The sequence below is a fragment of the Kitasatospora sp. NPDC053308 genome, assembly GCF_055585785.1.
This window is the reverse complement of record NZ_JBVJJY010000012.1, coordinates 108368-131758: the sequence shown is the minus strand read 5'-3', so window position 1 is coordinate 131758 and position 23391 is coordinate 108368. Positions and strand designations below refer to the sequence as shown.

The following is a 23391-nucleotide window of genomic DNA, read 5'->3' as shown; positions in this document are numbered from 1 at the left end:
GAGGTGGGCGCGCTGCTCAGCCGGGTCCGACCGTCAGGCAGGTCTCGGCGCCGCAGCCGTCCATGAGTTCACTGCGGTCCTGGGCGTGCGTGCCGTGGGCCGCGCCGGATGCGCTGGAGGAGGTGTCCGGGTGTGCCGAAGGCGGCGTGGGAGCGCCGGCCGCGCCGCAGCGGCGACCAGATCCCTTCGACGAGATTGAGGTCGGGCGCGCAGGGCGGCAGGTAGTGGACGGTGAGCCACTTCCGGGCTGCGCCCCCTTGGAATCGCTCCGCTGGAAGCGCCCCGACAGCCTGCCGCGATGGCGCAAGCTGTCCGGAGGTAGCCGTCACCACCAACGCCGTCTGCCTCCGCGGCAGCCTCCTGCCCGACGCGGTCGCCCAACTCACCCCGGCCGAGGGGCGCGACCTGGTCTCCGCCATCCGCGCCCGCGAGTTCGACGCCTGACCTCGTCGGCCGGCCCGACCGTTTTGGATCATGGGCGCTGAGCTGCTAATGTTCATCTCGTCGCGAGGGAGAGAATTCCTCGTCAGGCGTCAGCGGTACTACCAGAGTACGTCCTACTTTCAGTAGGAAGAGTCCGTGCAACCCGGGCCTGGCGCTCCACGGTCGAACGGGCCCGGCACCTCTCACAGGTGCCGGGCCCGTTCGCGTGAGGCCCGGGGGGGTCAGGGCGTACGCCGAGCCCGCCGGTTGCCGCCCGGCAGGGTCCGATGCTCGTCGTCGAGGTGCCCGGCGGCCCCGGTCGCGGGAATGTCGTACCGGAACGGCACAATCAGCCCATGCCCACACCCTTCACCGATCTGGGGACCGTCACCGCGCCGTCCGGCCTGCTCGTCCTCGGAATGGCCGGCTGGATCGACTACTGGCCGGAGACCGACTCGCCCCTCGGTGAGCGCGCCCGCGCGGCCGCCGCCGCGGGCGGAGCCCACCTGCGGGACGGGGACTGCGAAGCCGTCGCCGTCCCGGCGGCTGCCGACCGGCCGCTTCGAGTGCGGGCCACCACCTCACCATCGCCCTTCGACGAGGAACCGGCCATCGCGACCCTGGAGATCGAACTGGGCCTCCCCTGGCCCGCCGCCGCCGACCCGGCCGTGCCCGTCCTGCTCGGCGACCTGCCCGTCGACCGCTGCGGCATGGTGATCGGCGACGCCCTCGGGCTGGAGGCGTGGACCGGACTGAACGGCGACTCCACCGACGGACTGGCCGACGTCACCTACTGGGGCCGCCACGCGGACGACGCCCACGCCCGGTTCGGCGGCGAACGGATCTCCTGGTACGGCGTCGACGGACCGCACGGGTGGCTCGACCTCCCCCTCCCCGAAGCCACCGCACGCGCCGCCGAGCTCACCGCCTGGCGTGGCGGCCTGCCCGGAACCGGTGTCGCCGTCGCCCTCGACCCGCACACCGACCACTACCTCGCTCAACGGGCGGGCTGGGACCACCCGCTGCGCGTCGGCGCGATCGAGGTCGGCGGCTGCCCGGTGCTCGGCATCGAATGGGACCAGGGCGACCACTCCGTCCGGCACCACGGCGAACGCGGCTGGGGCCAGGTCTACCCGGTCACCCTCGAAGCCGACCCGGCCGGTGGCACGGTGCTGCGCTGGACCATCCCGCCGTACGAGGACGAGGACGGCAACTGACGTAGCACCACCTGCCGCCGGCTCCGGACGGCGGCAGCACCGCTCACCCCGTCCCGGCCGCTGCGGTCCACGTCGCTGCCGCCCTCGTCGCTGCCGAGGTCGGCCGGCCGAGGTCGACGCACCCGGTACGGTCAACCGTCGTGCGCAGGAGCGGGATTGCGGTCACCGGCGCGGACGGGTAGCCGGCGCGGGCCCCGAAGGCGAGCGTCCAGCGGCTGACCGCCGGGGACAACCTCCCGGAAGGGGCTTTCCGCTCTCGACGGCCCGGATGGGGTGGAGAAGTCCGCACTCCGGCGATCTCCCAAGCCCGGGCGGGAGCATTCGGCACGCCCCCGCGTCGCCGGGGCGGCCTCCCCCGGGCCGGGCGAACGCCCCCTACCGGGGCGTGACCTTCGGCTCGCTCGGCCGGCCGTCCTGCTTCACCGTGTACTCCCTGACCTCGTGGGTCGTGACCACCGCGATCAGGTTCGCGCCGGACCATTCGGCCCGCAGGAAGCCTTCGCCGTCCTCCCAGGTGCCCAGGTACCAGTGGCGGGCCGTCCAACCGCTGCCGGTCAGCAGCTCCACGCGGTAGATCGGGTCGACGGACCTGGTGAGGTCGGTGATGGTCAGGACGTGCTCGGGGTTGCCGGGTTCGGGTGTGCGCTCCATCAACCGGCCCTCGCTGCCGAGGAAGTAGGTCACGGCCCCGATCGCCACCGCGACCACGATGAGCGGCGACAGGACGGCGGCGCAGCCCAACTGCGCCCACCGCTCCCGGAACTCGAACCGGACCAGCATCGAGACCATGAGCATCACGGCCGCGGCTCCGAGCAGCAGCACCGGGTGGTTCAGCCGGCGTTCGACCTCGACCAGGCCGCCGGAGCGGGAGGCCTGACGGCCCAGCAGGTACGACAGGAAGGCGAGGAGGGCGGCACCCCTGAACCACCATTCGATCCGTCTGTGCCACGCAGCCGCCGCCATGTGCTCCCCCGGGGTGATCCTTTGCCCGGACTTTACACGGGCGGCACACCACCCGGTCTGCCGTGAACGGCCGCTACGGCCCGGGCGACGGTGGTTCCGTCACCCGGGCCGCCGCCCACCGGCCGTACCCCCGTCACCGCCGGTGGAAGACGCTCCTCGACCAGAGGTAGCCGAGCAGCGTCAGCCCGGTGCACCAGGCGAGGGCGCTCCACCCGCTGCTGCCGATCCCGGTGCCCATCAGCAGGCCGCGCAGGGTCTCGATGATGGGGGTGAACGGCTGGTACTCGGCGAACCAGCGCAGCACGGTCGGCATGGAGTCCGGGGGGACGATCGCGCTGCCGATGAAGGGCAGGAAGGTCAGCGGCAGCGGCGTGTTGCTGGCGCTCTCCGGCGTCTTGGACACCAGCCCGATCCCGGCCGATATCCAGGTGAGGGCCAGCGTCACGAAGAGCAGCAGACCCGCGGCGGCCAGCCATTCCAGCGGCCCGGCCGTCGTCCGGAAGCCCATGGCGAAGGCCGCGGCCGTCACCAGCACCAGCGCGACCACCGTCTGGATGACGCTGCCGATCACGTGCCCTGCGAGGAAGGCCGAGCGTGAGATCGCCATCGTGCGGAACCGGTTGACGATCCCCTCCGTCATGTCGACGCAGACGCCCACCGCCGTGGCGACCGACCCCGCCGTCGCCGTCATCAGGACGATGCCCGGCGTCACGTAGTCGATGTAGCTGCCGCCGCCGATGCCGGCTCCCAACGCGCCGCCGAAGGCGTAGTTGAAGAGCAGCAGCATCATGACCGGCATCAGCACGACCGAGAAGGTCATCGCCGGGTAGCGCTGCGCGCGCTTGAGGTTCCGCCGCAGCATGGTCAGCGAGTCGCTGAGCACGTAGCCCGTCGTCGTACCCGTCGTCGTGCCCGTCGTCGCGCTCATCGCGCTCATCGCGCACCCTCCCCGGTCAGTGTGAGGAACACGTCGTCCAGATCGGCCGTCTCCACGACCAGCGATTCCGCCTGCACCCCCGCGTTGTCGAGGGTGTCCAGGACGGCCTTGACCGTGAGGACGGAGTTGTCCCCCGGGATGTCCAGCCGCAGCGCCTCCTGGTCGGCGGCGGCGTAGTCGAACAGTTCGGCGGCAAGGCCCAGTCGGCGGGCGTCGGCGAACTGGAGCCGGATCCGCCCGCCGGGGACGATCCGCTTGAGCTCTTCGGCCGTGCCCTCGGCCACGATCCGGCCGCCGTCCAGGACGGCTATCCGGTCGGCGAGTTGGTCGGCCTCCTCCAGATACTGCGTGGTGAGGAAGATCGTCACGCCGTGATCGGCGACCAGTCCCCGGATGATCTCCCACATCGTGCGCCGGCTGCGCGGGTCCAGTCCGGTCGTCGGCTCGTCGAGGAAGATCACCTCGGGGTCGCCGACCAGCGTCATCGCCAGGTCGAGCTTGCGCCGCATGCCGCCGGAGAAGGTGGCGACGGGCTTGCGGGCGGCGTCGGTGAGTTCGAAGCGCCGCAGCAGGTGCTCGGCCCGCCTCCGCCCCTCCCGACGGCGGAGGTGGTGGAGGTCGGCCATCAGCATCAGGTTCTCCTCGGCGGTGAGCAGGTTGTCCACCGCCGAGAACTGGCCGGTCACCCCGATCGCCTTCCGCACCGCGTCGGCCTGCCCGGCCACGTCGTGCCCGGCCACCCGGGCCACCCCGCCGTCGGCCGGGATCAGGGTGGAGAGGATCTGCACGGTGGTCGTCTTGCCGGCCCCGTTCGGCCCGAGCAGCGCGAACACGCTCCCTGCGGGGATCTCCAGGTCGATGCCCCGGAGCACGGGCTTGTCCCCGTAGGACTTGGTCAGTCCGCTCGCCGAGATCGCGGCCATCAGGCCCTCCGGATGATGATGTTGCCGACCTGGGTCCGGCCGAGGACCTCGACGGTCTCCCGGGCGCCGCCGGGGCCCTGCGCCTCGCCGAGGGAGTTGCGGACGCCGCCGAACTTGCTGTGCACGTCGAGCCAGGCCGCCGTGCCCTCCGCGATGCCGACCTCGACGTCGCCCACAGCGGTCTGCAGGTCGACCTTGCCCCGGACCACCTTGCCGACCCGGAGGTGGCCGTTGGCCGACTTGGCCTGCACGCCCGCTCCGGCGGCGCCCACGTGGATCCGGCCGTTGGAGGCGTGGGCGGAGAGGTCGCCGCGCACCTCGTCGATCTCGGTGTCGCCGTTGCTGTTCTTGACCGTCAGCTCGCCGCCGACGGTGCCGATCTCGATCCGGCCCGAGCCGGACAGCTCGGCGTCCCCGGCGACGGCGCCGAGCCGGATGTCGCCCATGTCGGTCTTGAGCCGCGCGCTCTGCGCCCGGTCGACCTGGATCCGGCCCATGGAGGTCTTCAGCCGGCAGTCGCCGAGCGGTCCCTGGACCACGAAGTCCGCCATCGGCGACTCGGCGTGCACCTGGGAGCCCGCCGGCAGCTCGACCAGGATCTCGATCGAGCCCTTCTTGCTGGAGAACACCGTGCGCTGCTTGGGGCCCTTGAGGGTGAGCCGGCCGCCGGAGAAGTCGACCTGCGTCAGCTCGGCGGCTTTGACGTCCGCCTCCCTGGCCGCGTTGGCGGGTCGGACCTCGACCACGGCGTCGGCGCGCTTGCCGGCGGTGATCCACATGGCGCCGATCTCGAACTCGAAGGAGGCGGAGATCGGTCCGTCGGTCTCGTACGTAGGCATGGCTGTCCCGTCCTCGTGACTCGTGTGGGTGTTCCCGCTGGTCGGAGCGGGAGTGACGTCGAAGGTGCAGAAGGTTCTGGCGTAGGTGCAGGAGGTTCAGGTGGTGCGGAGGCGTCAGTGGACCCAGCCGGTGAAGCCCTGGCCGCCGACGCCGCGCGGGGCCGACCGGAGGCCGAGCTCGGCGGCCGGACGGACGGTCGGCTGACCGCCCTCCAGGGCGCCGGCGACGGCCCGGACCAACCAGGCGTTGAGGGAGAGGCCCTCCTGCCCGGCGGCCTCCTCCGCCCGGGCCTTCAGGTGGGCGGGCAGGCGCAGGTTGATCCGGGCGGTGCCGCTCTCGTCCGACTCCGCCGGTCCGGACGGCAGCACGGGCGGCACCACAGGCGGCGCCACCGCTGGCGTCACGGGCGGCACCACCGGTGGCACCACCACCGGCGCGTCACCGTGGAAGCTGTCGGCACCGGGCGGCGCCGTCACCACGAACTCCGGGTCGAGCCCGCGCAGGCGCACGTCCACCGAACCCGGGGCGAGGTCGCGGGTGACCTCGCCCATGGCGGCCGAGAGGGCGTTGAGCAGGGTGAGCCGGACGGCCGACTCCAACGGGAGGGTCAGCCGGTCGGCCAGGGCGCGGGCCTCCTCCCCGCCCGCGGCGGCGGCCACGGCGAGTTCGTTCCGGAGGTTTTCGACGTACGGCGTGAGGTCCATGGCTAGAGCATGGCACATCGATGGCGCCATGTCGAGCCATTTGTGGCACCACTGTGGTGCCATCACTCGGACGGCGGACGGCGCCGAACGCCGAACCGCCCCGCCGGCAGTAGCCGACGGGGCGGTTCACCTGGGGAGACGTCAGGTACTAGGCCTGCTGCCACGCCGCCAGGTGGGTGTCGATCTCGGCGATCAGCCGCTTCTTGCCCGCCTGGTCCAGGAAGGAGGCCTCGACCGCGTTCCGGGCCAGCGCCGAGACCCCGGCCTCGTCCAGCCCGAGCAGCCGCGCCGCCACCGCGTACTCGGTGTTGAGGTCGGTGCCGAACATCGGCGGGTCGTCGCTGTTGACGGTCACCAGCAGGCCCGCGTCCACCATCCGCTTGATCGGGTGGTCCTCGATCCGCTCCACGGCCCGGGTGGCGATGTTGGAGGTGGGGCAGACCTCCAGCGGGATCCGGTGCTCGCCCAGGTGGTCGACCAGCGCCGGGTCCTTGACGGCCTGGGTGCCGTGCCCGATGCGCTCGGCGCCGAGCACCCGGATCGCGTCCCAGACCGTCTCCGGCCCGGTGGTCTCGCCCGCGTGCGGGACGCTGCGCAGGCCGACCGCCCGGGCCCGGTCGAAGTACGGCTTGAACTGCGGGCGCGGCACGCCGATCTCCGGGCCGCCCAAGCCGAAGCTGACCAGGCCCTCGGGGGCCAGCTCGGTGGCCAGCCGGGCGGTCACCTCGGCCGCCTCCAGACCGGCCTCGCCCGGGATGTCGAAGCACCAGCGCAGCACCACGCCGAGTTCCTTCTCGGCGCGCAGCCGGGCGTCCTCGATCGCCTCCATGAAGGCGACCTCGGGGATGCCGCGGCGGACCGAGGAGTACGGGGTGATGGTCAGCTCGGCGTAGCGGATGTTCTGGCGCGCCATGTCCTCGGCCACGCCGTAGGTGAGCGCCCGGACGTCCTCGGCGTCCCGGACCAGGTCCACGACGCTCAGGTAGACCTCGATGAAGTGCGCGAAGTCGGTGAAGGTGAAGTACTCGGCGAGCGCGGCCGGGTCGGTCGGCACCTTGGACTGCCCGGCGTGGCGGGCGGCCAGTTCGGCGACGACGCGCGGCGAGGCCGAGCCGACGTGGTGGACGTGCAGCTCCGCCTTGGGCATCCCGGCGATGAACGCCTCGATGCCGCTCTTGCCACCGGCGCCGAAGGCGCTGGTGACGGGGTTTCCGATCCGACTTCCGTCCGGCTGGACCACGGCGGTGCCCTTCTTCCTTCTCCGCGCGTCTACGCGCGTTCCGACAGTCCGGCAAGCATAGGCCGCGGCGCGGCTCAGCCGCCGAGCGCGACCGCCACGGTGTGGATCAGCAGTCCGGCCAGGGCGCCGACCACGGTGCCGTTGATCCGGATGAACTGCAGGTCGCGACCCACGTTGGCCTCGATCTTCCGGGAGGCCTCGTCGGCGTCCCAGCCGGCCACCGTGTCGGAGATCAGCGAGGTGATCTCGGCCCGGTAGGTGTCGACCAGGTACTGCGCGGCGTCCTGCAGCCAGCCGTCCACCTTGGCCTGCAGCTTGGCGTCGGTGGCCAGGCGCTCGCCGAAGCGGTGCACGCCCTCGCGGATGCGCCGGCGCAGTTCGCTGTCCTCGTCCTCGGCCGCGCCCATCACCAGCGTGCGCACGGCCGTCCAGGTGGAGTCGATCAGGTCCTGCACCTCGGGACGGGCCAGTATCTCCCCCTTGGCCCGCTCGACCCGGGCGATGGTCTCCGGGTCGGTCTGCAGCTCGGTCGCGAAGTCGGCGAGGAAGTTGTCGATCGCGCCGCGGGCCGGGTGGTCCGGGTCGTCCCGGATGTCGGTGACGAAGCGCAGCAGCTCCTTGTAGACCCGCTCGCCGACCTGGTGGTCGAGGAACTTGGGCGTCCAGCCCGGGGTCTTCTGGGTCACCTTCCGCACCACGTCCTCGTGGTTGGCGGTCAGCCAGCCGTGCGCCCGGACGGCGACCAGGTCCACCACGCCGTGGTGCCCGCCGTCGGCCACCACCCTGCCCAGCATCCGGCCCATCGGCTCGGCCACCGAGGTGGCGGCGGCCCGCCGGGTCACCGCCTCGGCGACCACCGCCCGCACGTCGTCGTCGCGCAGCACCGCGAGCAGGCCGCGCAACGCCGCCGAGGCCTCCTTGGTGACCCGCTCGGCGCTGCCCGGCGCCGCCAGCCACTCCCCCAGCCGGCGGCCGATGCCGAGCGCCGCGAGGCGCCCGCGCACGACGTGGCCGGAGAGGAAGTTCTCGCCGACGAACTCGCCGAGCGAGCGCCCGAAGGCGTCCTTCTTGGTCGGGATGATCGCGGTGTGCGGGATCGGCAGGCCGAAGGGGCGGCGGAACAGCGCGGTCACCGCGAACCAGTCGGCGAGCGCACCGACCATGCCCGCCTCGGCCGCGGCCGCCAGGTACCCGGCCCAGGCGCCGGCCCCCTCCGCCTTGGCCCAGGTGGCGAGGGCGAAGACCAGGCTCGCGAAGGCCAGCAGGCCGGTCGCGATGGTCTTCATCCGGCGGACGCCGCGTCTCTTCTGCTCGTCGGCCGCGGTGAACCGGACCCCTGGGCCGGTCCCGCTGAAGGCTTCGTCACTCACCCCGCCAGTCTGCCCGGTGCCCGGCGCGGACGGGGGCGTGCCTCGCGATCACACGCCCCGCATCCACGACGAGCCCTTCTCGATACCTCCTCACGCCTCCTCACACCTCCTGGCGCGCGCCCCTCGACCACGCCGCTGCCGACGACCACGCCACCGGCCGGCGACCACGCCACCGCCCCATCGGCCACGGCACGGCCCCATCGTCCACGGCACCGGGCGGCGACCGCGCTGCCGGCCGCCGCACGCCGCACGGCGGCCGGGAGGAGGGTCCTCCGGGAGGCAGCCGGCGTCAGCCGATCGCGACCTGCGCGTACATCCGCGCGATCACGTCCTCGATGGCCGGCTCGCGCACCGACAGGTCCACCAGCGGGTACCGTTCCGCGACCGCCGCCACGATCGGCGCGGCGCTCTCCTGCGCGGGGAACGCCAGCCACTGGCGCGGCCCCTCGACCTTGACCACCCGGGCCCCGGCCACCTCCATCGGGGGCCGGGGCCCGGCGAGGTCCACCACCAGGGTGCGTTCGCTGCGCCCGGTGGCGTGCAGGCCCTCCAGATCGCCGTCGTACACCACGCGGCCGTGGTCGATCACCATGACCCGGTCGCAGAGCTGCTCGATGTCGGTCAGGTCGTGCGTGGTGAGCAGCACCGTGGTGCCCCGGTCGCGGTTGACCTCGCGCAGGAACTCGCGCACCTTGGCCTTGCTGACCACGTCCAGCCCGATGGTCGGTTCGTCCAGGTAGAGCACCCGGGGGTCGTGCAGCAGTGCGGCCGCGAGGTCGCCGCGCATCCGCTGGCCGAGCGAGAGCTGACGGACCGGGGTGTCCAACAGGTCGGCCAGGTCGAGCAGTTCGACGCAGCGGTCGAGGTTCTCGCGGTACCGCCCGTCCGGGATGCGGTAGATCCGGCGGGCGAGGTCGAAGGAGTCGCGCAGCGGCAGGTCCCACCAGAGGGTGGTGCGCTGGCCGAAGACGACGCCGATCCGGCGGGCCAGCGCGACGCGTTCGCGGGCCGGGTCGACCCCGGCGACCCGCAGCCGTCCGGAGCTGGGGACGAGGATGCCGGTGAGCATTTTGATGGTGGTGGACTTGCCGGCGCCGTTGGGCCCGATGTAGCCGACGCACTCGCCGGCCTCGACGTCGAAGCTGAGCCCGTCCACCGCGCGCACCTCGCGCTTGGTACGGCTGAACCGGCCGGCGCGGGCCCGTACGGTGAAGTTGCGCCGGACGTCCTGGAGTTCGATCAGTGCCATGGAGCCTGGAACCTCCTTGAGAGCGGTGGGAGTTCAGCTGCCGGTGCCGCGGTAGGCGCGCAGACCGGCGCGCCAGGCCAGCCCGGCGGCGGCGACGCAGAGGCCGGCGGCGAGCGGGGAGGCGTACTGGAAGGCAGTGGGCAGGCCGAGCGGGTCGGGCCGCCCGAGGACGTGCAGGGCGGGCAGCCAGTTGACGAAGGCCAGCGGGACGCCGAAGACCACGCTGAGCACGAGTTCCTTGGCGAAGACCGTCGGCGGGTACTGCAGCATCAGGCCGCCGCCGTAGGTGAAGGAGTTCTGCAGCTCCCCGGCCTCGCCCCACCAGAACTGCAGGCAGGCGAAGGCCACCCAGATCGCGCAGAAGATGGCCGTGCCGCAGAGCAGCAGGACGGGCACCAGCAGGACCCTGTCCCAGGTCCAGGGCACGTCCAGGGCGGCGAGCGACCAGGCGAGCACCGCCGCGGACTGGACCGGCCGGCCGATCCGCCGCAGCGAGAAGCGTTCGGCGCAGAGCTGGGCCAGGGCCGGGGCGGGCCGGATGAGCATCACGTCCAGTGTCCCGGTCCTGATCCGGTCGCCGAGCGCGTCGATGCTGCCGACCAGCAGGTTGGCCATGCCGAGCGCGAAGCCGGAGGTGCCGTAGAGGAAGCCGAGTTCGGGCAGCGTCCAGCCGCCGAGCGTGGCGGTGTGCCGGAACATCAGGATGATCACGGCGAAGTCGAGGAAGGCGATCACCAGGTTCGCCGCGAGCATCATCGTGAAGGAGGCCCGGTAGGACATCACCGAGCGGGTCCACATGGCGGCGCACAACCACCAGGAGCGCACGGCCCAGCGGACGCGGGCCGGACCGGACGGGGCGAGGTCGGAGCGGGTGCGGCCGGAGCGGGCGAGGCCGGAGCGGATCGGACCGGGGTCAGCCACCCTGGACCACCACCTTGCGGGTCGCGAGCGCCTGGACCCCGCGCCCGGCGGCGATCAGCACCGCCGCCCAGCCGAGCTGGAAGCCGAGGGGCCCGAGCACGGCCGCGCCGGTCGTGCGCTCCAGGAACAGGTCGGCGGGCACCTGGGCCAGCGCTGCCCACGGCAGCACCCGGGCGAGGTCGCCGAGCCACCCGGGGAAGAGCGTCAGCGGCAGCAGCATCCCGGAGAGGAACATCGTCACCACCAGGGTCACCGAGCGCACTCCGTCGGAGTCGTGCAGCCAGAAGCCGGTGAGCGCGACCAGGAAGCGCAGTCCGAAGCTGGCGGTCTCGGCGAGCAGCACGGAGAGCAGGAAGACCAGCCAGGTCAGCGGCTGTTCGGGCAGTCGGAAGTGGAAGACCAGTGATCCGGCCAGCAGCGGCACCCCGCCGCGGACCACCAGGTGGAAGCCGGCCCGGCCGAGGTCGCCGGCGAGCCACCAGCCCTGGAAGTCGACGGGCCGGTAGAGGTCGACGGCGATGTCGCCGCTGCGGAACCGCGTCTGGAGGTCGTTCTCGAAGCCGCCGCCGAAGATCGCCGTGGTGGGCATCAGGGCCTGGCAGATCCAGATGAAGGTGACGGCCTGGGCCAGGTCGTAGCCGCCGAGACCGGGCCGGGCCTGCCAGAGGGCGACGAAGGTGTAGGCGAGGATGCAGCCGAAGACGGTGTTGGTGAAGATGCCGGCCAGCGTGGCGGCCCGGTAGGTGGAGTAGCGGCGGAAGGTGCCGCGGGCGACGGCCGCGTACAGCCCGAGGGAGGCGGTCAGAGCCGCCCGGGGATCGGGAGGCCTCGCCCCGGCGGGGGCAGCGTTCAGCATATTGTCTCCTTGTCGACAAATGCGGGCACACGGGTGCCCGCACGCGTCCGCACACGCCCCAGTGGCTCCGACCGGCCGTACCCGGGGGTGCCGGGCCTGGCGGGCGGAGCTGCGGAAGTGGGTGCGCTATGAAGTTCGCATCTTTCACCGTACCTCCGACCCCCACCGCCCGCACCTGTTTTTCCAGCAGTCGTCGGTAGGCACACGCCCCGGCGCGAACAGCGGCGCTCGCGGCGCACAACAGCGCACGTCAGACCCCGACACACCGTTGACCGGACGTCAAATAGCACATAATCGCGGCATGACCTTCAGCAGCAGACGCGAGGCCAAACGGGCCGCCCGCCGCGAGGCCCGCCGCGCCCTCCCGCTCCGGCGCCGGCTGCTGCCCACCTGGAGGGTCGTCCTCGGCACCCTCACCACGCTGTTCCTGCTCGCCGTCGGCGGCTTCGCCGTGCTCTACGTCATCGTCCCGGTGCCCGACGCCAACGCCCACGCCGTCGCCCAGAACAACATCTACCTCTACGCCGACGGCACCACCGAGATCGCCCGCACCGGCGCCGTCAACCGCACCGACGTCACCATCGACCAGATCCCGCTGCAGACCCAACAGGCCGTCGTCTCCGCCGAGGACCGCACCTTCTACCAGAACCGCGGCATCGACCTGAAGGGCATGGCACGGGCCGGCTGGAACACCCTGCTCGGCAAGGGCATGCAGGGCGGCTCCACCATCACCCAGCAGTACGTCAAGAACTACTACCTGACCCAGGACAAGACCATCGAGCGCAAGGGCCGCGAACTCCTCATCGCCCTCAAGGTCGACCAGCAGCGCGACAAGCGCGACATCCTGGCCGGCTACCTCAACAGCAGCTACTTCGGCCGCGGCGCCTACGGCATCCAGAGCGCCGCCCACGCCTACTACGGCGTCGACGTCTCCGGGCTCACCCTCGGCCAGGGCGCCTACCTCGCCTCACTGCTCCAGGCCCCCAGCCTCTACGACGTCAAGACCGCCACCCCCGCCAACCGCGAGAAGGCCGTCGCCCGCTGGAACTACACCCTCGACGGCATGGTCCAGCTCGGCTTCCTCACCCCCGCCGACCGCGCCGCCACCGCCTTCCCCGAACCGATCGACCCCCAGCCCGCCACCGGCCTCGCCGGCCAGGCCGGCTACCTGGTCGGCGTCGCCGACGACTACCTGATCTCCTCCGGCACCATCGACGCCGCCACCCTCAAGGCCGGCGGCTGGCGCATCACCACCACCTTCGACAAGCCCCGGCAGGACGCCTTCGTCAAAGCCGTCCAGGACGAACTCGACGCGGACCTCGACCCCACCACCCGCCCCACCACCGACACCGACGTCCGGGTCGCCGGCGCCTCCGTCGAACCCGCCACCGGCCGCGTCGTCGCCGTCTACGGCGGCCCCGACTACGCCAGACAGCCCTACAACGACGCCCTGCGCCAGGACAACCAGATCGGCTCCACCTTCAAACCGATCGACCTCGCCGCCGGCCTGATCGCCCAGCACACCCTCGACGGCCGCCCGATCACCACCGAGTCCCGCTACGACGGCACCAGCGAACGCCCCGTCACCGGCGGCCCCACCCCGTACGCCCCGCCCAACGAGGACGGCACCGACTACGGCAGCATCACCCTGCGCTACGCCATGGTGAAGTCCGTCAACTCGGTGTACGCGCAGGTGGGCGTCGACGCCGGCCTCGCCCGCGTCCGGGAGACCGCCGTCAAACTCGGCATCCCCGACAGCGTCCGCGGCATGGACCCGGCCAACACCTCGATGACCCTCGGCACCGCCACGCCCAGCGCCCTCGACCTGGCCGGCGCCTACGCCACCCTCGCCAACCACGGCCAGGCACACGCCCCGTGGTCCGTGCTCAAGCTCGAACGGGTCAACCCCGGCGGCGCCGTCGACGTCCCCAAGACACCCGACCACCACCCCACCGACGCCGTCGGCCGCGCCATCGCCGACTCCGTCACCGACGTCCTGCGCGACGTCGTGAGCCCGCGCGGCACCGGCGCCGCCGCCCTCGACCTCGGCCGCCCCGCCGCCGGCAAGACCGGCACCACCGACGCCAACCTCTCCGCCTGGTTCGCCGGATACACCCCCGAACTGGCCACCACCGTCGGCCTGTTCCGGGAGAACCCGAAGACCCACGCCAAGGAACCGCTGGCCGGCACCGCCGGACTCACCCGGGTCAACGGCGGCGCCCTCCCCACCAAGATCTGGACCGCCTACACGGCCGCCGCCCTCGACGGCACCCCCACCCAGCAGTTCGACCTGCAGACCGGACACGACGACCCCGGCACCGGCACCTGGCCCTTCCCCACCGGCGGCACCTCCCCGGGCGCCACGCCCCCCACCGCCGTGGCGCCCAGCGCCACCATCCCCGGGCTCATCACGACCGTCCCCACCCGCGCCCCCAGCGCACCCCCCGCCGCCACCGGGGCGCCCGTCCCCGGTGGCGGCCCCGGACCCGGCCCCGATCCGACCCCGCCCAGCCCGCAGGCCCCCCAGCCCACGACCAGCCACGACCAGCCCAGCCCCACCGCCCGGCCCACCCCGACCCGGCCGCCCCGCCCCACCGACCCGCCCACCGCCACCGGCGGACCCGCCACCCACCCCGTGGCGACACCCACCCCCTGAACGGCGGGCACCCTGAACAGCGGGCACCCTGAGCGGCGCCCCCCGAGCGGCACCCCCGGAGCGGCGGGCACCGGCAGCCCCACCGGCCCTCCCGCTACGCCACCAGCTCCCGCTCCAACGGCGTCCGGAACCGCGGCGTCACCCGCACCTGCCCCAGCCAGCCCGCCAACCGCTCCGCCTCCGCCGCGACCGCCCGCCCCGCCTCCGCCCCGACATCCCGGAACAGCCGCCACACCAACTCGCCGTCGGCCCGCTGCGCCCAGCCGCCGACCACCTCACCGCACCACCACACCGTCGGCCCGGCATTGCCCGCCCGGTCGAACAGCGCCGGCACGTCCTCCGACCGCAGGTACCAGTCCCGCCCGCGCCAGCCCATCACCGCCGGGTCCAGCGCCGGCAGCAGCGCCGCCCACGGCTCCGGCTCCGCCACCGGCCCCTCGTCCCCCGGCAGGACCAGCCCCGCCGCCCCGCCCGCCAGCTCCACCGCCGAGGCGCCGACGTCCGCCAGCGCCGTACGGACGTCGCCCAGCGTCCAGCCCGTCCACCACTTCACGTCCTCGACCGTCGCCGGACCGTACCCGGCCAGCCAACGGCGCACCACCTCCGCCTTCGCCTCCCGCACCGGCACGTCCGGCCACTGCGGCACCAGCGCCCACGGATAGCTGCTGCTCAACCACGAGCCGCGCGGCCGACAGCGGCGCACGTGCCCGTCCGAGGCCAGCAGCCGCAACAGCCGGCTGCCCACGCTCTGCTTCGCCTCGTACGCCTTGCCCGCCGACATCAGCATCGTCTCGCGCAACTGCGGGACGTCGTCGCCCAGTTCCTTCGTCGTCGCCTCCCCGCGCCGCGCCAGCGCGGCCAGCACCGCGCGCTCCGTCTCGGCCAGCCGCCGCTCGTCCCAGCCCTCGGCGTGGTCCCGCAGGTGCTTCAGCAGCGTCGCCCGCTCCCTGGCCGCGATCGCCCGGGCCGCGGCGGAACTCACGTACGGGGCGAGGTCCTCCGTCACGGCGAAGATCGTCCGCCGCATCGACAGCAGCTTCACCAGGGAGACGTCCTCGTACAGCGCCCGGTCCACCTCCGCCGCCGAGGGCTCGGCCAGCCGCGCGCACGCCGACAGGTACACCGTGGCCGCGTCCGTGGCGTGCAACCCGACCACCGCGTCGGCCACGTCCTCCACCCGCGCCGCCCGCGCCGAAGGCGCCAACAACTGCCGCCGGCCCAGCCTGGCCCGCCGCTCCCCGTCACCGATCACCGGCACGCGCCTCGTCATGCCGGGACCCTAGCGCCCGCCACCGACAATTCCGGGCCGACACCCTCCCCCGCACCACCGGCGGCCAGCTCCGCCGCCAACTCCGCGAACTCCGCGAGCAACGGCGACGTCCGCCCCGCCGCCCACGCCAGACAGACCCGGTTGGGCGCGATGTCCGAGACCGGCACGTGCACCACGTCCGAGCGCGTGTAGAACGCCGCCACCGACAGCGGCAGCACCACCATGCCCTCGTCCGCCGCCACGTACTCCAGCTTCTCCTCTACGGTGTCCGCGCTCGGCCGGGCCCGCTCCGGCCGCCGCCCACCCGGCACCGGCAGGTCCCGCCACTCCGGCACCGCGTCCGGATCCTGCAGCAGCCGCTCCCCGCCCAGCTCCGCCATCGCCACCGACGACCGCCCCGCCAAACGGTGCCCCGCCGGCAGCACCACCACCCGCGGCTCCGCGAACAGCGGCCGCAGGGCCAGACCCCGCTGATCCACCGGCAGCCGCACGAAGGACACGTCCACCCGCCCGTCCAGCACCACCTGCGCCTGGTCCCGCCAGGACGTCCGGACCACCTCCACCGCCAGCCCCGGATGCCGCCCGCACATCGCCCGCGCCACGGCCGTCACCGTGATCCCCGGCATGAACCCCACCACGAACCGCTCCCGGTCGTCCGCCGACCGCCCCACCCGACGCCGCAACGCCTCCGCCGCCGCCAGCAGCGGCGGCGCGTCCTCCAGCAACTGCCGCCCCGCACACGTCAGTTCCGTGGAGCGTCGGTCCCGCCGGAACAACTGCGCGCCGAACTCCGCCTCCAACGCCCGGATCTGCCGGGACAACACCGGCTGCGCGATGTGCAACTCCGCCGCCGCCCGCCCGAAGTGCAGCTGCCGCGCCACCGCCACGAAGTACCGCAGCTTCCGCAGATCGACGTCCACCGCACCCCTCCACCGCACCCACCTCGACTGATACCCCGAGGGTATGACAGCGGACGGAACAGGTCTTGGACGACACCCGCCCGCGCGACGCACGATCGACACACCCCCCGAACCGCTCCCCCAGCCCGAAAGGCACCACCATGCCCCTCACCGACCAGCGCGTCGTCGTCCTCGGCGGCACCTCCGGCATCGGCCTCGCCACCGCCGACCTCGCCGCCCGCCGCGGCGCCCGGGTCACCGTCGCCTCCAGCCGCGCCGACAGCACCCGACGCGCCCTCGCCGCCCTGCCCGCCGGCACCACCGCCGACGTCGCCGACCTCACCGACAGCAACCAGGTCGCCGCCCTCTTCGACCGCCTCGGCCCCCTCGACCACCTGGTCTTCACCGCCGGCGAACCGCTCGCCCTGACGCCGCTCGACGACCTGGACCTCGACGCCGCCCGCCACTTCTTCACCCTGCGCTACTTCGGCGCCCTCGACGCCGTCCGCGCCGCCGCGCCCCGGCTGCGCCCCGGCGGCTCGATCACCCTCACCTCCGGCACCGCCGGCCGGCGGCCCGGCCCGGGCTGGAGCGTCGCCGCGAGCATCTGCGGCGCGATCGAGTCCCTGGTCCGGGCCCTGGCCGTGGAACTCGCCCCGATCCGGGTCAACGCCGTCCGGGCCGGCATGATCCGCACCCCGCTCTGGTCCGGCCTCCCCGACACCGACCGCGAACAGCTCTACGCCACGACCGCCGCCGGCCTCCCGCTCGGCCGGATCGGCACTCCGGAGGAGGCCGCCGAAGCGTACGCCTACCTGATGGAGCAGCGCTTCGCCACCGGCACGGTCGTCACCGTGGACGGCGGCGCACTGCTCGCCTGACACGGCCGCGTCGCCCGTCCGCGCGGGGCCGAGCTCCCGGCGCACCGCGCCCCGGGCAGCCGGGGCAGCCCGGGCTGCCCGAGCCCGGGCGACGAACCGATCCGCCCCGTCCCACGACCGACGCGACGGGCCGCCCGAGCCGCCCCGTCGATCACCGACCGGAACCACGCGGACAGTTCCACCGGCTCGCCCGCCGGCACGGCACGGATCGGCACGGCACCGCACGGCACCGCACGGCACGGCACGGATCGGCAGCCGGTCCGGCCCGGCAGCCGTACGGGCTCCCCGCCTCATCCGGCCACAGCGCCGTGCCGACGACCCCCGCCTCGAACACCTACCGCGGGCGCCCCCCGGTCAGAGGTACAGGCCGGTCGAGCCCTCGGTGTCCCCGAAACGGGCCGCGGCCACGGCGTGCAGGTCGCGCTCGCGCAGCAGCACGTACGTGGCGCCGCGGACCTCGACCTCCAGCTTGTCCTCCGGGTCGTACAGCACCCGGTCGCCCGGCTCCACCGAGCGCACGCTCTGGCCCACCGCGACGGCCTCGGCCCAGGTGCAGCGCTTGGACAGCTCAGCGGTCGCCGGAATCAGGATGCCGCCGGTCGAGCGGCGCTCGCCCTCGGCCCCCTCGGTGCGCACCAGCACGCGGTCGTGCAGCATCCGGATCGGCAGCTTCTCACCCAGCCGGTCGTGCCGGGCGGGATCGTGCGGGTGGTCGGAGTGGGTCTCCTCGTTCGTACTCACGGTCCCGAAGGTACCGCTCCCGGGCGCGGAGCGTGACGCTGGCCCGGCATGCGGAAGGCCGGACGCGCACCGCGTCCGGCCCTCACCCACCGCCCGGGTCAGCCTCTCCGGCCGGGTCAGTCCTTGCGGCGCTTGCGGGACGAGGCGACCAGCAGCACCAGGCCCACGCCGACCAGCGCGGCCGGGACGATCCGCTCCCGGCGCGGCTGCCCCTTCTCGTCCACGAACTGCGCCTTCACCTTGTCCACCATGCCGCTGGCCGCCACGTACGCCCGGCCGGCCTTCTCCTCGACGGAGGCCACCGCCTTCGCCTTGACCTGGGCGGAGATGGTGCTCGGGTGGACACGGACGGCCAGCTCGTCCAGGGTCGCCGCCAGCCGGTCGCGCGCGCTCGCGATGTCCGCCTCGATCTGGGCGGTCGTCCGCGCCGACTTGTCCTGCGTGCTCGCCTCGCCCACTCGGGCCACCCCATTCACTTGCCGATGTTGTTCCGTGCGACTGCCCCAGTGTGTCAGCTGCCGCGCACGGCCGCGCGGCCCCACCCACCATCGGAGGTAAGTTTGCCGTGGTACGACCGCCCGTCCCAGCAGCACGCACCAGGAGAGTCCACCCATGACTGAGCGTCTCCAGCCCGGCGACACCGCGCCCGCCTTCAGCCTGCCCGACGCCGACGGCAACCAGGTCTCCCTCGCCGACCACGCGGGCCGCAAGGTCATCGTCTACTTCTACCCCAAGGCGCTCACCCCGGGGTGCACCAAGCAGGCCTGCGACTTCACCGACAACCTGCAGGTCTTCGAGGGCGCCGGCTACGACGTCATCGGCATCTCGCCGGACCGGCCGGAGAAGCTCGGCACGTTCCGCGAGACCGAGAACCTCAAGGTCACCCTGCTCTCCGACCCGGACAACAAGGTCCTGGAGGCCTACGGCGCCTACGGCGAGAAGCAGAACTACGGCCGTACCTACCAGGGCGTGATCCGCTCCACGATCATCGTCGACGAGCAGGGCAAGGTCGAGCGCGCCCTCTACAACGTCAAGGCCACCGGCCACGTCGCCAAGCTGCTGCGCGACCTCAAGATCGAGGCCTGACCCCCCTCACCTGGCACGACGGAGCGGTGGCGGCACACCCCCCGACCGGGTGCGCCGCCACCGCCGTTCCTCACCCCGGCTGCCGGATCAGCAGGCCCCGAGGTCGCTCCAGACGCCCCATGCGCCACTGGCCGTGGGGTCGTCGCCCTTGGTCCACCACTTGTTCTGGTAGTAGTGGCCCTTCCACGAGACCTTGGTGGTGGTCGCGTAGGTGGTGCCCGCGTCCCAGCTCGGCGCTCCCGCACAGCCGGCCGGCGTGGTCGGCGGGGTCGTGGGGGGCGTGGTCGGCGGAGTGGTGGGCGGGGTCGTCGGAGGCGTGGTCGGCGGGGTCGTCGGCGGAGTGGTGGGCGGCGTCGTGGGAGGGGTCGTCGGAGGCGTGGTCGGCGGCGTCGTACCGCCGTCCGTCGCGCCGCGGGTCAGGTCGCCCTTGATCCCGTACAGCGTGCCGCCCACGTTGACCGTCCAGTTCGACGGCGTGGACACCGGCAGGTAGTAGACGAAGTCGATGTCGACCGAGGCGCCCGGCGCCAGCGACTGCCAGCCCGGCAGCTTGACCGACACCCGGTTGTAGGTGCCCTTCAGACCGCCCACGTTGCCCGGTCCCGGGTTGTCCTGCCGGATCACCTGCAGGCCGAAGCCGGACTGGTCCTTGGCGTTGCCCGGCGCCGAGTTGCCGTAGTCGAACTGGAACTCGGTGCCACCCGGCAGGGTCAGCGCCGAGTTGTTGACGATGTGCAGCTTCGGGTTGATCGGGTAGTTCGAGTCGCCCAGCGCGAAGTTGGTGAACGACACGTCGACCGCCAGGGTCTGCTGCGGGAGCGCGACCGTCGAACGCGTCGCGCCGTACGGGCTCGCCGACTTGAACTTGTCGTACATCAGCGAGGTCAGCGTCGAGCCGGGGACGTACTCCCCCTTGCCGCCGTTCGCGGCGGCGTCCCACTTGTAGTCGCCCGCGAGCTCCCAGACCATCGCGCCGCCGGCACCCTGGTTGACGATGTAGTCGGCCTTGGCGCCCACCGACTGCTCGTCCTCGGTGGAGAGGAACACCTTCTTCGTGTCGTTCCACAGCCACGGCGCCACCAGGGAGGAGCTGTAGTTGCGGGCGTAGGTGCCCTGCAGCGCCGTGTCCGTCACGCCGTACTTGGCGAGGTAGTCGGGCAGGATGCCCTTCTCCAGGTTCTTCGCGTGCCACATCGGGTTCGACCCGGCCGGCGACTCCTTGCCCGCGTCGTCCTTGTCGTTCCAGATGTTGTCGATGCCGACCGCGCCGTCACCGCAGGAGGTCAGACCGGAGCCGGCCGGGCAGGTGGTCGCGGACGCGGTGCCCCAGAGGCCGTTGGCGCCGCCCTGGACGTTCTTGAAACCACGGGTGTAGTACGGCAGGCCGACGTTGATCCGCCCGCCCGGCATCGCACCGCGGAAGTAGTGGTACGACCAGTCGGCGTTGAGGTAGCCGATGCCGCCGTACTGCGCGGTGCCGTAGACGTTGGCCGCCGCCAGCTCGCCGTCCTTGCCGTCGTCGTACAACGAGGCGTTCGGGCCGACGTACTTGTTCCAGGCGCCGTGCAGGTCGTACGACATGACGTTGACGTAGTCCAGGTACTGCGCCACCTGGAAGGTCTCCATGCCGCGCAGCAGGTAGCCGGAGGACGGCGCCGCGACCGACAGCAGGTAGTGCTTGCCGTCGGCGGCACCGGCCTTGTCCAGGCTCTCCCGCAGCGTCTTCATCAGCGCCGCGTAGCCCTTGGCCAGCGAGCCGCGCTTGGAGTTGGCGAGCTGCCAGTCCAGCGGGTTGCCGGCGTCCTTCATCGAGGTCGGGTACTCGTAGTCGATGTCGACGCCGTTGAAGCCGTACTTGCGGAGGAAGTCGACCGACGAGGCCGCGAAGGTGTCGATCCCGGCCTGGTTGACGCTGCCGTCCGGATTGACGGTCATCGCGTAGAAGCCGCCGGAGTTCACCCGCTTGCCGTCGTCCCCGAAGTAGCCGCCCGTCTCGGTCCAACCGCCGACCGAGATCAGGGTCTTGACGTTCGGGTACTGCTTCTTGAACTTCGTCAGCAGGTTGAAGTGGCCCTTGTACGGCAGCGTCGGGTCCAGCTCGGCGCCGGGCACGCCGGGGAAGGAGATCCCGGTGGCCTCGTTGGTCGGGCCGTCCGTGCCGACGGACAGCTTGTTGTCGCCGCCGACGTGCCCGAACGCGTAGTTGAGGTGGGTGACCTTGTCCCAGGGGATGTCGCTCACCAGGTACGGCTGGTCGCCGTTCTTGCCGGTGCGCCAGCCGGTGAAGTACCCGATGATGCGGCGCTGGTGGTCCGCGCCCATCTTCTCGCGCCCGCCGGTGTCGTAGACGGAGCAGTACGGGACGTCCACCCCGGGGGTCTGGTACAGCCCGTCGGGACGACAGCTCGCGTTGTCGACCGCCGCCGACGCCTGCGAGGGCGCCGCACCCAGCGTCGCCATCAGCAGCCCGGCCAACGACGCGGCGGCCATCGAGGCCGCACCCGCCCGGGCGCCCTTACGGCGGCTGGCGGCGGTGGGACGCCGCTGCGCCGCGCTTCGGATCAACACTCGGTCCTCCAGGAGAGAGTGTCGGCACGTGCCTGTGGGGGAGCACGCACGTGGGGGATTGCAATTGGCGCAGAAGCTATGTGGTCTGAACCACATAGGTCAATAGGTCTGTACCAATTGGTAATCAACAGCCAAACACACCGGAGGCCGTAACCCCTCCGCAGCCCGATCGTTCACCCATCGGGGAAGGGGGTCCACCAGCCCACAGGGGGACCCATGCCGGTCACGTACACCCGCGAACTGCTCGCCCGGTCGACCACGTCAACGGCGACTGACTGGACAGCCGCCCGGACAAACTCCGGCTCCTCTGCCCGGACTGCCACTCCGTCACCGACACCTATTGCGGCCGGAACAAGAACCGGCGAACGTCGCCGCGCTGAATCACAGTGTCCCCACCGGTAGTGAAGCCCTAGACTGAAGGCCATGCGGCCTTGGCGTAACAGGCAGCCGCGCGGGTTTTAGGTACCCGTGGGAGAAATCCCGTGAGGGTTCGAGTCCCTCAGGCCGCACAAACCTTGGAATCGAAGGCCCGCCCCGAGAGCGATCTCGGGGCGGGCCTTCGACGTTCAGCGGACGTCCTGTCAGCCCAGCAGCTCCTTGACGACCGGCACCAGGCCGCGGAAGGCCTGGCCGCGGTGGCTGATGGCGTTCTTCTCGTCGGCGGTGAGCTCCGCGCAGGTGCGGGTCTCGCCGAGGGGCTGGAGGATCGGGTCGTAGCCGAAGCCGCCGGTGCCGGCCGGGGTGGTGCGCAGGGTGCCGAGGAGGCGGCCCTCGACGACGCGCTCGGTGCCGTCCGGCAGGGCGAGGGCGGCGGCGCAGAAGAAGTGGGCGCCGCGGTGCGGCTCGGCGATGTCGGAGAGCTGGGCGAGCAGCAGGTCGAGGTTGGCGCGGTCGTCGCCGTGCTTGCCGGCCCAGCGGGCGGAGAAGATGCCGGGCGCGCCGTTGAGCACGTCGACGCAGAGCCCGGAGTCGTCGGCGACGGCGGGCAGGCCGGTGGCGCGGGCCAGGGCGTGGGCCTTGAGCAGGGCGTTCTCGGCGAAGGTGACGCCGGTCTCGGGGACGTCCGGGATCTCGGGGTAGGCGTCGGCGCCGACGAGTTCGACGTCCAGGCCGGCGTCGGTGAGGATGGCGCGCAGTTCGGCGACCTTGTGCCGGTTGCGGGTGGCGAGGATCAGACGGGTGGACATATCGCCCACCCTATCCAGCGGCCGGCGGGGGTCAGCCGGTGCACACCTTGGTGAGGGCGCCGGCCGCGTCGCCGAGGGGCTTGAGGTCGGGGACCTCGTTCTTGTCGGCGGCCCGTTGCACGTTGTCGGCCTGCTTCTGCAGGTCCGTCACGGCCTTGGCGACGTCGGTGTCCTTGGAGTTCTTGCCGACCTGATCGAGGTCGTTCTTGAGCTTCTGCAGGGCCTTCCCCGCGGCGGCGGAGTCGTTGCTCGCGTTGTCGTAGGCCTGGGTGACGTCGGCGATGTCGCCGGTGATCTTCACGGCGGTGTTGCCGCAGTCGATGGCCTTCTGCGCGGCGGAGCAACTCACCATGCTCAGCGGGAGGATGGCGATCAGTCCGGCCACGGCGAGGGCGGTGGGGCGGGCGATGCTGGACGGCATCCGGTCCTCCTGTGCGGCGCGGGTTCCGTGGTGGGGGAC

General features: G+C 72.5%; 21 protein-coding genes, 1 tRNA gene and 1 pseudogene. 5 read left to right on the top strand and 18 right to left on the bottom strand.

Annotation, left to right across the window (positions count from 1 at the left end; all coding sequences use genetic code 11):
* Nucleotides 1-16 precede the first annotated feature (16 nt).
* A pseudogene (locus tag ACZ6Y7_RS25300) lies at nucleotides 17-245 on the bottom strand (transposase); the annotation flags it as partial.
* A 534-nt stretch (nucleotides 246-779) separates the two neighbouring features.
* On the opposite strand from ACZ6Y7_RS25300, the gene ACZ6Y7_RS25295 reads away from it, so the two are divergent.
* A complete protein-coding gene (locus tag ACZ6Y7_RS25295; RefSeq protein WP_465760205.1) occupies nucleotides 780-1640 on the top strand; it encodes a hypothetical protein in 861 nt (286 codons plus the stop codon).
* A 375-nt stretch (nucleotides 1641-2015) separates the two neighbouring features.
* Here ACZ6Y7_RS25295 and ACZ6Y7_RS25290 read toward each other — a convergent pair whose 3' ends face one another.
* The 10 genes from ACZ6Y7_RS25290 to ACZ6Y7_RS25245 all read right to left on the bottom strand — a co-directional run bounded on the left by ACZ6Y7_RS25290 (nucleotide 2016) and on the right by ACZ6Y7_RS25245 (nucleotide 11643).
* Nucleotides 2016-2603 carry a hypothetical protein gene (locus ACZ6Y7_RS25290; RefSeq protein WP_465760204.1) on the bottom strand — a complete coding sequence of 196 codons (588 nt, stop codon included), beginning with the start codon at nucleotides 2601-2603 and terminating at the stop codon, nucleotides 2016-2018.
* 133 nt (nucleotides 2604-2736) lie between these two features.
* On the bottom strand, nucleotides 2737-3540 hold the full coding sequence (locus tag ACZ6Y7_RS25285; RefSeq protein ID WP_465760203.1) for an ABC transporter permease: 804 nt from the start codon (nucleotides 3538-3540) through the stop codon (nucleotides 2737-2739).
* Entirely contained in the window at nucleotides 3537-4463 is a 927-nt protein-coding gene (locus ACZ6Y7_RS25280) for an ATP-binding cassette domain-containing protein (protein WP_465760202.1), read from the bottom strand. The genes ACZ6Y7_RS25285 and ACZ6Y7_RS25280 overlap by 4 nt, the downstream gene beginning before the upstream one ends.
* Entirely contained in the window at nucleotides 4463-5302 is an 840-nt protein-coding gene (locus tag ACZ6Y7_RS25275) for a DUF4097 family beta strand repeat-containing protein (RefSeq protein WP_465760201.1), read from the bottom strand. The genes ACZ6Y7_RS25280 and ACZ6Y7_RS25275 overlap by 1 nt, the downstream gene beginning before the upstream one ends.
* A gap of 114 nt (nucleotides 5303-5416) precedes the next feature.
* Complete coding sequence (locus ACZ6Y7_RS25270; RefSeq protein WP_465760200.1) at nucleotides 5417-6007, bottom strand: toxin-antitoxin system HicB family antitoxin; 591 nt, start codon at nucleotides 6005-6007, stop codon at nucleotides 5417-5419.
* 148 nt (nucleotides 6008-6155) lie between these two features.
* Nucleotides 6156-7223, bottom strand: coding sequence for an adenosine deaminase (locus ACZ6Y7_RS25265; protein ID WP_465760300.1), 1068 nt, complete (start codon nucleotides 7221-7223; stop codon nucleotides 6156-6158).
* A gap of 98 nt (nucleotides 7224-7321) precedes the next feature.
* Nucleotides 7322-8617: a DUF445 domain-containing protein gene (locus tag ACZ6Y7_RS25260; RefSeq protein ID WP_465760199.1), complete on the bottom strand. Its 1296-nt coding sequence runs from the start codon at nucleotides 8615-8617 to the stop codon at nucleotides 7322-7324.
* A 289-nt stretch (nucleotides 8618-8906) separates the two neighbouring features.
* Complete coding sequence (locus ACZ6Y7_RS25255) at nucleotides 8907-9866, bottom strand: ABC transporter ATP-binding protein (RefSeq protein ID WP_465760198.1); 960 nt, start codon at nucleotides 9864-9866, stop codon at nucleotides 8907-8909.
* Between the two features lie 33 nt (nucleotides 9867-9899).
* Nucleotides 9900-10664 (bottom strand): ABC transporter permease, encoded by a 765-nt coding sequence (locus ACZ6Y7_RS25250; RefSeq protein ID WP_465760299.1) that lies wholly within the window; start codon nucleotides 10662-10664, stop codon nucleotides 9900-9902.
* A 115-nt stretch (nucleotides 10665-10779) separates the two neighbouring features.
* Nucleotides 10780-11643: an ABC transporter permease gene (locus ACZ6Y7_RS25245; RefSeq protein ID WP_465760197.1), complete on the bottom strand. Its 864-nt coding sequence runs from the start codon at nucleotides 11641-11643 to the stop codon at nucleotides 10780-10782.
* Nucleotides 11644-11944: 301 nt separating this feature from the next.
* Between ACZ6Y7_RS25245 and ACZ6Y7_RS25240 the strand changes: the two genes are divergently transcribed.
* Nucleotides 11945-14299 (top strand): transglycosylase domain-containing protein, encoded by a 2355-nt coding sequence (locus ACZ6Y7_RS25240; protein ID WP_465760196.1) that lies wholly within the window; start codon nucleotides 11945-11947, stop codon nucleotides 14297-14299.
* A gap of 94 nt (nucleotides 14300-14393) precedes the next feature.
* On the opposite strand, the gene ACZ6Y7_RS25235 is transcribed toward ACZ6Y7_RS25240, so the two are convergent.
* Together ACZ6Y7_RS25235 and ACZ6Y7_RS25230 are read right to left on the bottom strand one after the other, a co-directional pair.
* A complete protein-coding gene (locus ACZ6Y7_RS25235; RefSeq protein WP_465760195.1) occupies nucleotides 14394-15569 on the bottom strand; it encodes a winged helix DNA-binding domain-containing protein in 1176 nt (391 codons plus the stop codon).
* Nucleotides 15566-16489, bottom strand: coding sequence for a LysR family transcriptional regulator (locus ACZ6Y7_RS25230; RefSeq protein ID WP_465760194.1), 924 nt, complete (start codon nucleotides 16487-16489; stop codon nucleotides 15566-15568). Before ACZ6Y7_RS25230 ends, ACZ6Y7_RS25235 begins: the two co-directional genes overlap by 4 nt.
* Nucleotides 16490-16629: 140 nt before the next feature.
* Here ACZ6Y7_RS25230 and ACZ6Y7_RS25225 point away from each other — a divergent pair, with 140 nt between their 5' ends.
* On the top strand, nucleotides 16630-17349 hold the full coding sequence (locus tag ACZ6Y7_RS25225; protein ID WP_465760193.1) for an SDR family oxidoreductase: 720 nt from the start codon (nucleotides 16630-16632) through the stop codon (nucleotides 17347-17349).
* Between the two features lie 354 nt (nucleotides 17350-17703).
* On the opposite strand, the gene ACZ6Y7_RS25220 is transcribed toward ACZ6Y7_RS25225, so the two are convergent.
* Entirely contained in the window at nucleotides 17704-18006 is a 303-nt protein-coding gene (locus ACZ6Y7_RS25220; protein WP_465760298.1) for a GroES family chaperonin, read from the bottom strand.
* A gap of 200 nt (nucleotides 18007-18206) precedes the next feature.
* Nucleotides 18207-18548 carry a DUF3618 domain-containing protein gene (locus ACZ6Y7_RS25215; RefSeq protein WP_465760192.1) on the bottom strand — a complete coding sequence of 114 codons (342 nt, stop codon included), beginning with the start codon at nucleotides 18546-18548 and terminating at the stop codon, nucleotides 18207-18209.
* A 154-nt stretch (nucleotides 18549-18702) separates the two neighbouring features.
* Here ACZ6Y7_RS25215 and bcp point away from each other — a divergent pair, with 154 nt between their 5' ends.
* Nucleotides 18703-19176, top strand: a complete 474-nt coding sequence (gene bcp / locus ACZ6Y7_RS25210; protein WP_465760191.1) for a thioredoxin-dependent thiol peroxidase — start codon at nucleotides 18703-18705, stop codon at nucleotides 19174-19176.
* A gap of 87 nt (nucleotides 19177-19263) precedes the next feature.
* On the opposite strand, the gene ACZ6Y7_RS25205 is transcribed toward bcp, so the two are convergent.
* On the bottom strand, nucleotides 19264-21666 hold the full coding sequence (locus ACZ6Y7_RS25205) for a chitinase C-terminal domain-containing protein (protein ID WP_465760297.1): 2403 nt from the start codon (nucleotides 21664-21666) through the stop codon (nucleotides 19264-19266).
* 503 nt (nucleotides 21667-22169) lie between these two features.
* Between ACZ6Y7_RS25205 and ACZ6Y7_RS25200 the strand changes: the two genes are divergently transcribed.
* Nucleotides 22170-22253: transfer RNA gene (locus tag ACZ6Y7_RS25200), tRNA-Leu, on the top strand.
* A gap of 72 nt (nucleotides 22254-22325) precedes the next feature.
* Here the strand turns inward: ACZ6Y7_RS25200 and rdgB are convergent.
* A complete protein-coding gene (gene rdgB / locus ACZ6Y7_RS25195) occupies nucleotides 22326-22931 on the bottom strand; it encodes an RdgB/HAM1 family non-canonical purine NTP pyrophosphatase (protein WP_465760190.1) in 606 nt (201 codons plus the stop codon).
* 31 nt (nucleotides 22932-22962) lie between these two features.
* Complete coding sequence (locus tag ACZ6Y7_RS25190; protein ID WP_465760189.1) at nucleotides 22963-23352, bottom strand: hypothetical protein; 390 nt, start codon at nucleotides 23350-23352, stop codon at nucleotides 22963-22965.
* Nucleotides 23353-23391 lie beyond the last annotated feature (39 nt).

Coding starts and splice junctions, on each gene's coding strand:
- ACZ6Y7_RS25295 (WP_465760205.1), top strand. CDS start 780: ATGCCCACACCCTTCACCGATCTGGGGACCGTCACCGCGCCGTCCGGC.
- ACZ6Y7_RS25290 (WP_465760204.1), bottom strand. CDS start 2,603: ATGGCGGCGGCTGCGTGGCACAGACGGATCGAATGGTGGTTCAGGGGT.
- ACZ6Y7_RS25285 (WP_465760203.1), bottom strand. CDS start 3,540: ATGAGCGCGATGAGCGCGACGACGGGCACGACGACGGGTACGACGACG.
- ACZ6Y7_RS25280 (WP_465760202.1), bottom strand. CDS start 4,463: ATGGCCGCGATCTCGGCGAGCGGACTGACCAAGTCCTACGGGGACAAG.
- ACZ6Y7_RS25275 (WP_465760201.1), bottom strand. CDS start 5,302: ATGCCTACGTACGAGACCGACGGACCGATCTCCGCCTCCTTCGAGTTC.
- ACZ6Y7_RS25270 (WP_465760200.1), bottom strand. CDS start 6,007: ATGGACCTCACGCCGTACGTCGAAAACCTCCGGAACGAACTCGCCGTG.
- ACZ6Y7_RS25255 (WP_465760198.1), bottom strand. CDS start 9,866: ATGGCACTGATCGAACTCCAGGACGTCCGGCGCAACTTCACCGTACGG.
- ACZ6Y7_RS25250 (WP_465760299.1), bottom strand. CDS start 10,664: ATGTGGACCCGCTCGGTGATGTCCTACCGGGCCTCCTTCACGATGATG.
- ACZ6Y7_RS25245 (WP_465760197.1), bottom strand. CDS start 11,643: ATGCTGAACGCTGCCCCCGCCGGGGCGAGGCCTCCCGATCCCCGGGCG.
- ACZ6Y7_RS25240 (WP_465760196.1), top strand. CDS start 11,945: ATGACCTTCAGCAGCAGACGCGAGGCCAAACGGGCCGCCCGCCGCGAG.
- ACZ6Y7_RS25235 (WP_465760195.1), bottom strand. CDS start 15,569: ATGACGAGGCGCGTGCCGGTGATCGGTGACGGGGAGCGGCGGGCCAGG.
- ACZ6Y7_RS25225 (WP_465760193.1), top strand. CDS start 16,630: ATGCCCCTCACCGACCAGCGCGTCGTCGTCCTCGGCGGCACCTCCGGC.
- ACZ6Y7_RS25220 (WP_465760298.1), bottom strand. CDS start 18,006: ATGCTGCACGACCGCGTGCTGGTGCGCACCGAGGGGGCCGAGGGCGAG.
- bcp (WP_465760191.1), top strand. CDS start 18,703: ATGACTGAGCGTCTCCAGCCCGGCGACACCGCGCCCGCCTTCAGCCTG.
- ACZ6Y7_RS25205 (WP_465760297.1), bottom strand. CDS start 21,666: ATGGCCGCCGCGTCGTTGGCCGGGCTGCTGATGGCGACGCTGGGTGCG.
- rdgB (WP_465760190.1), bottom strand. CDS start 22,931: ATGTCCACCCGTCTGATCCTCGCCACCCGCAACCGGCACAAGGTCGCC.
- ACZ6Y7_RS25190 (WP_465760189.1), bottom strand. CDS start 23,352: ATGCCGTCCAGCATCGCCCGCCCCACCGCCCTCGCCGTGGCCGGACTG.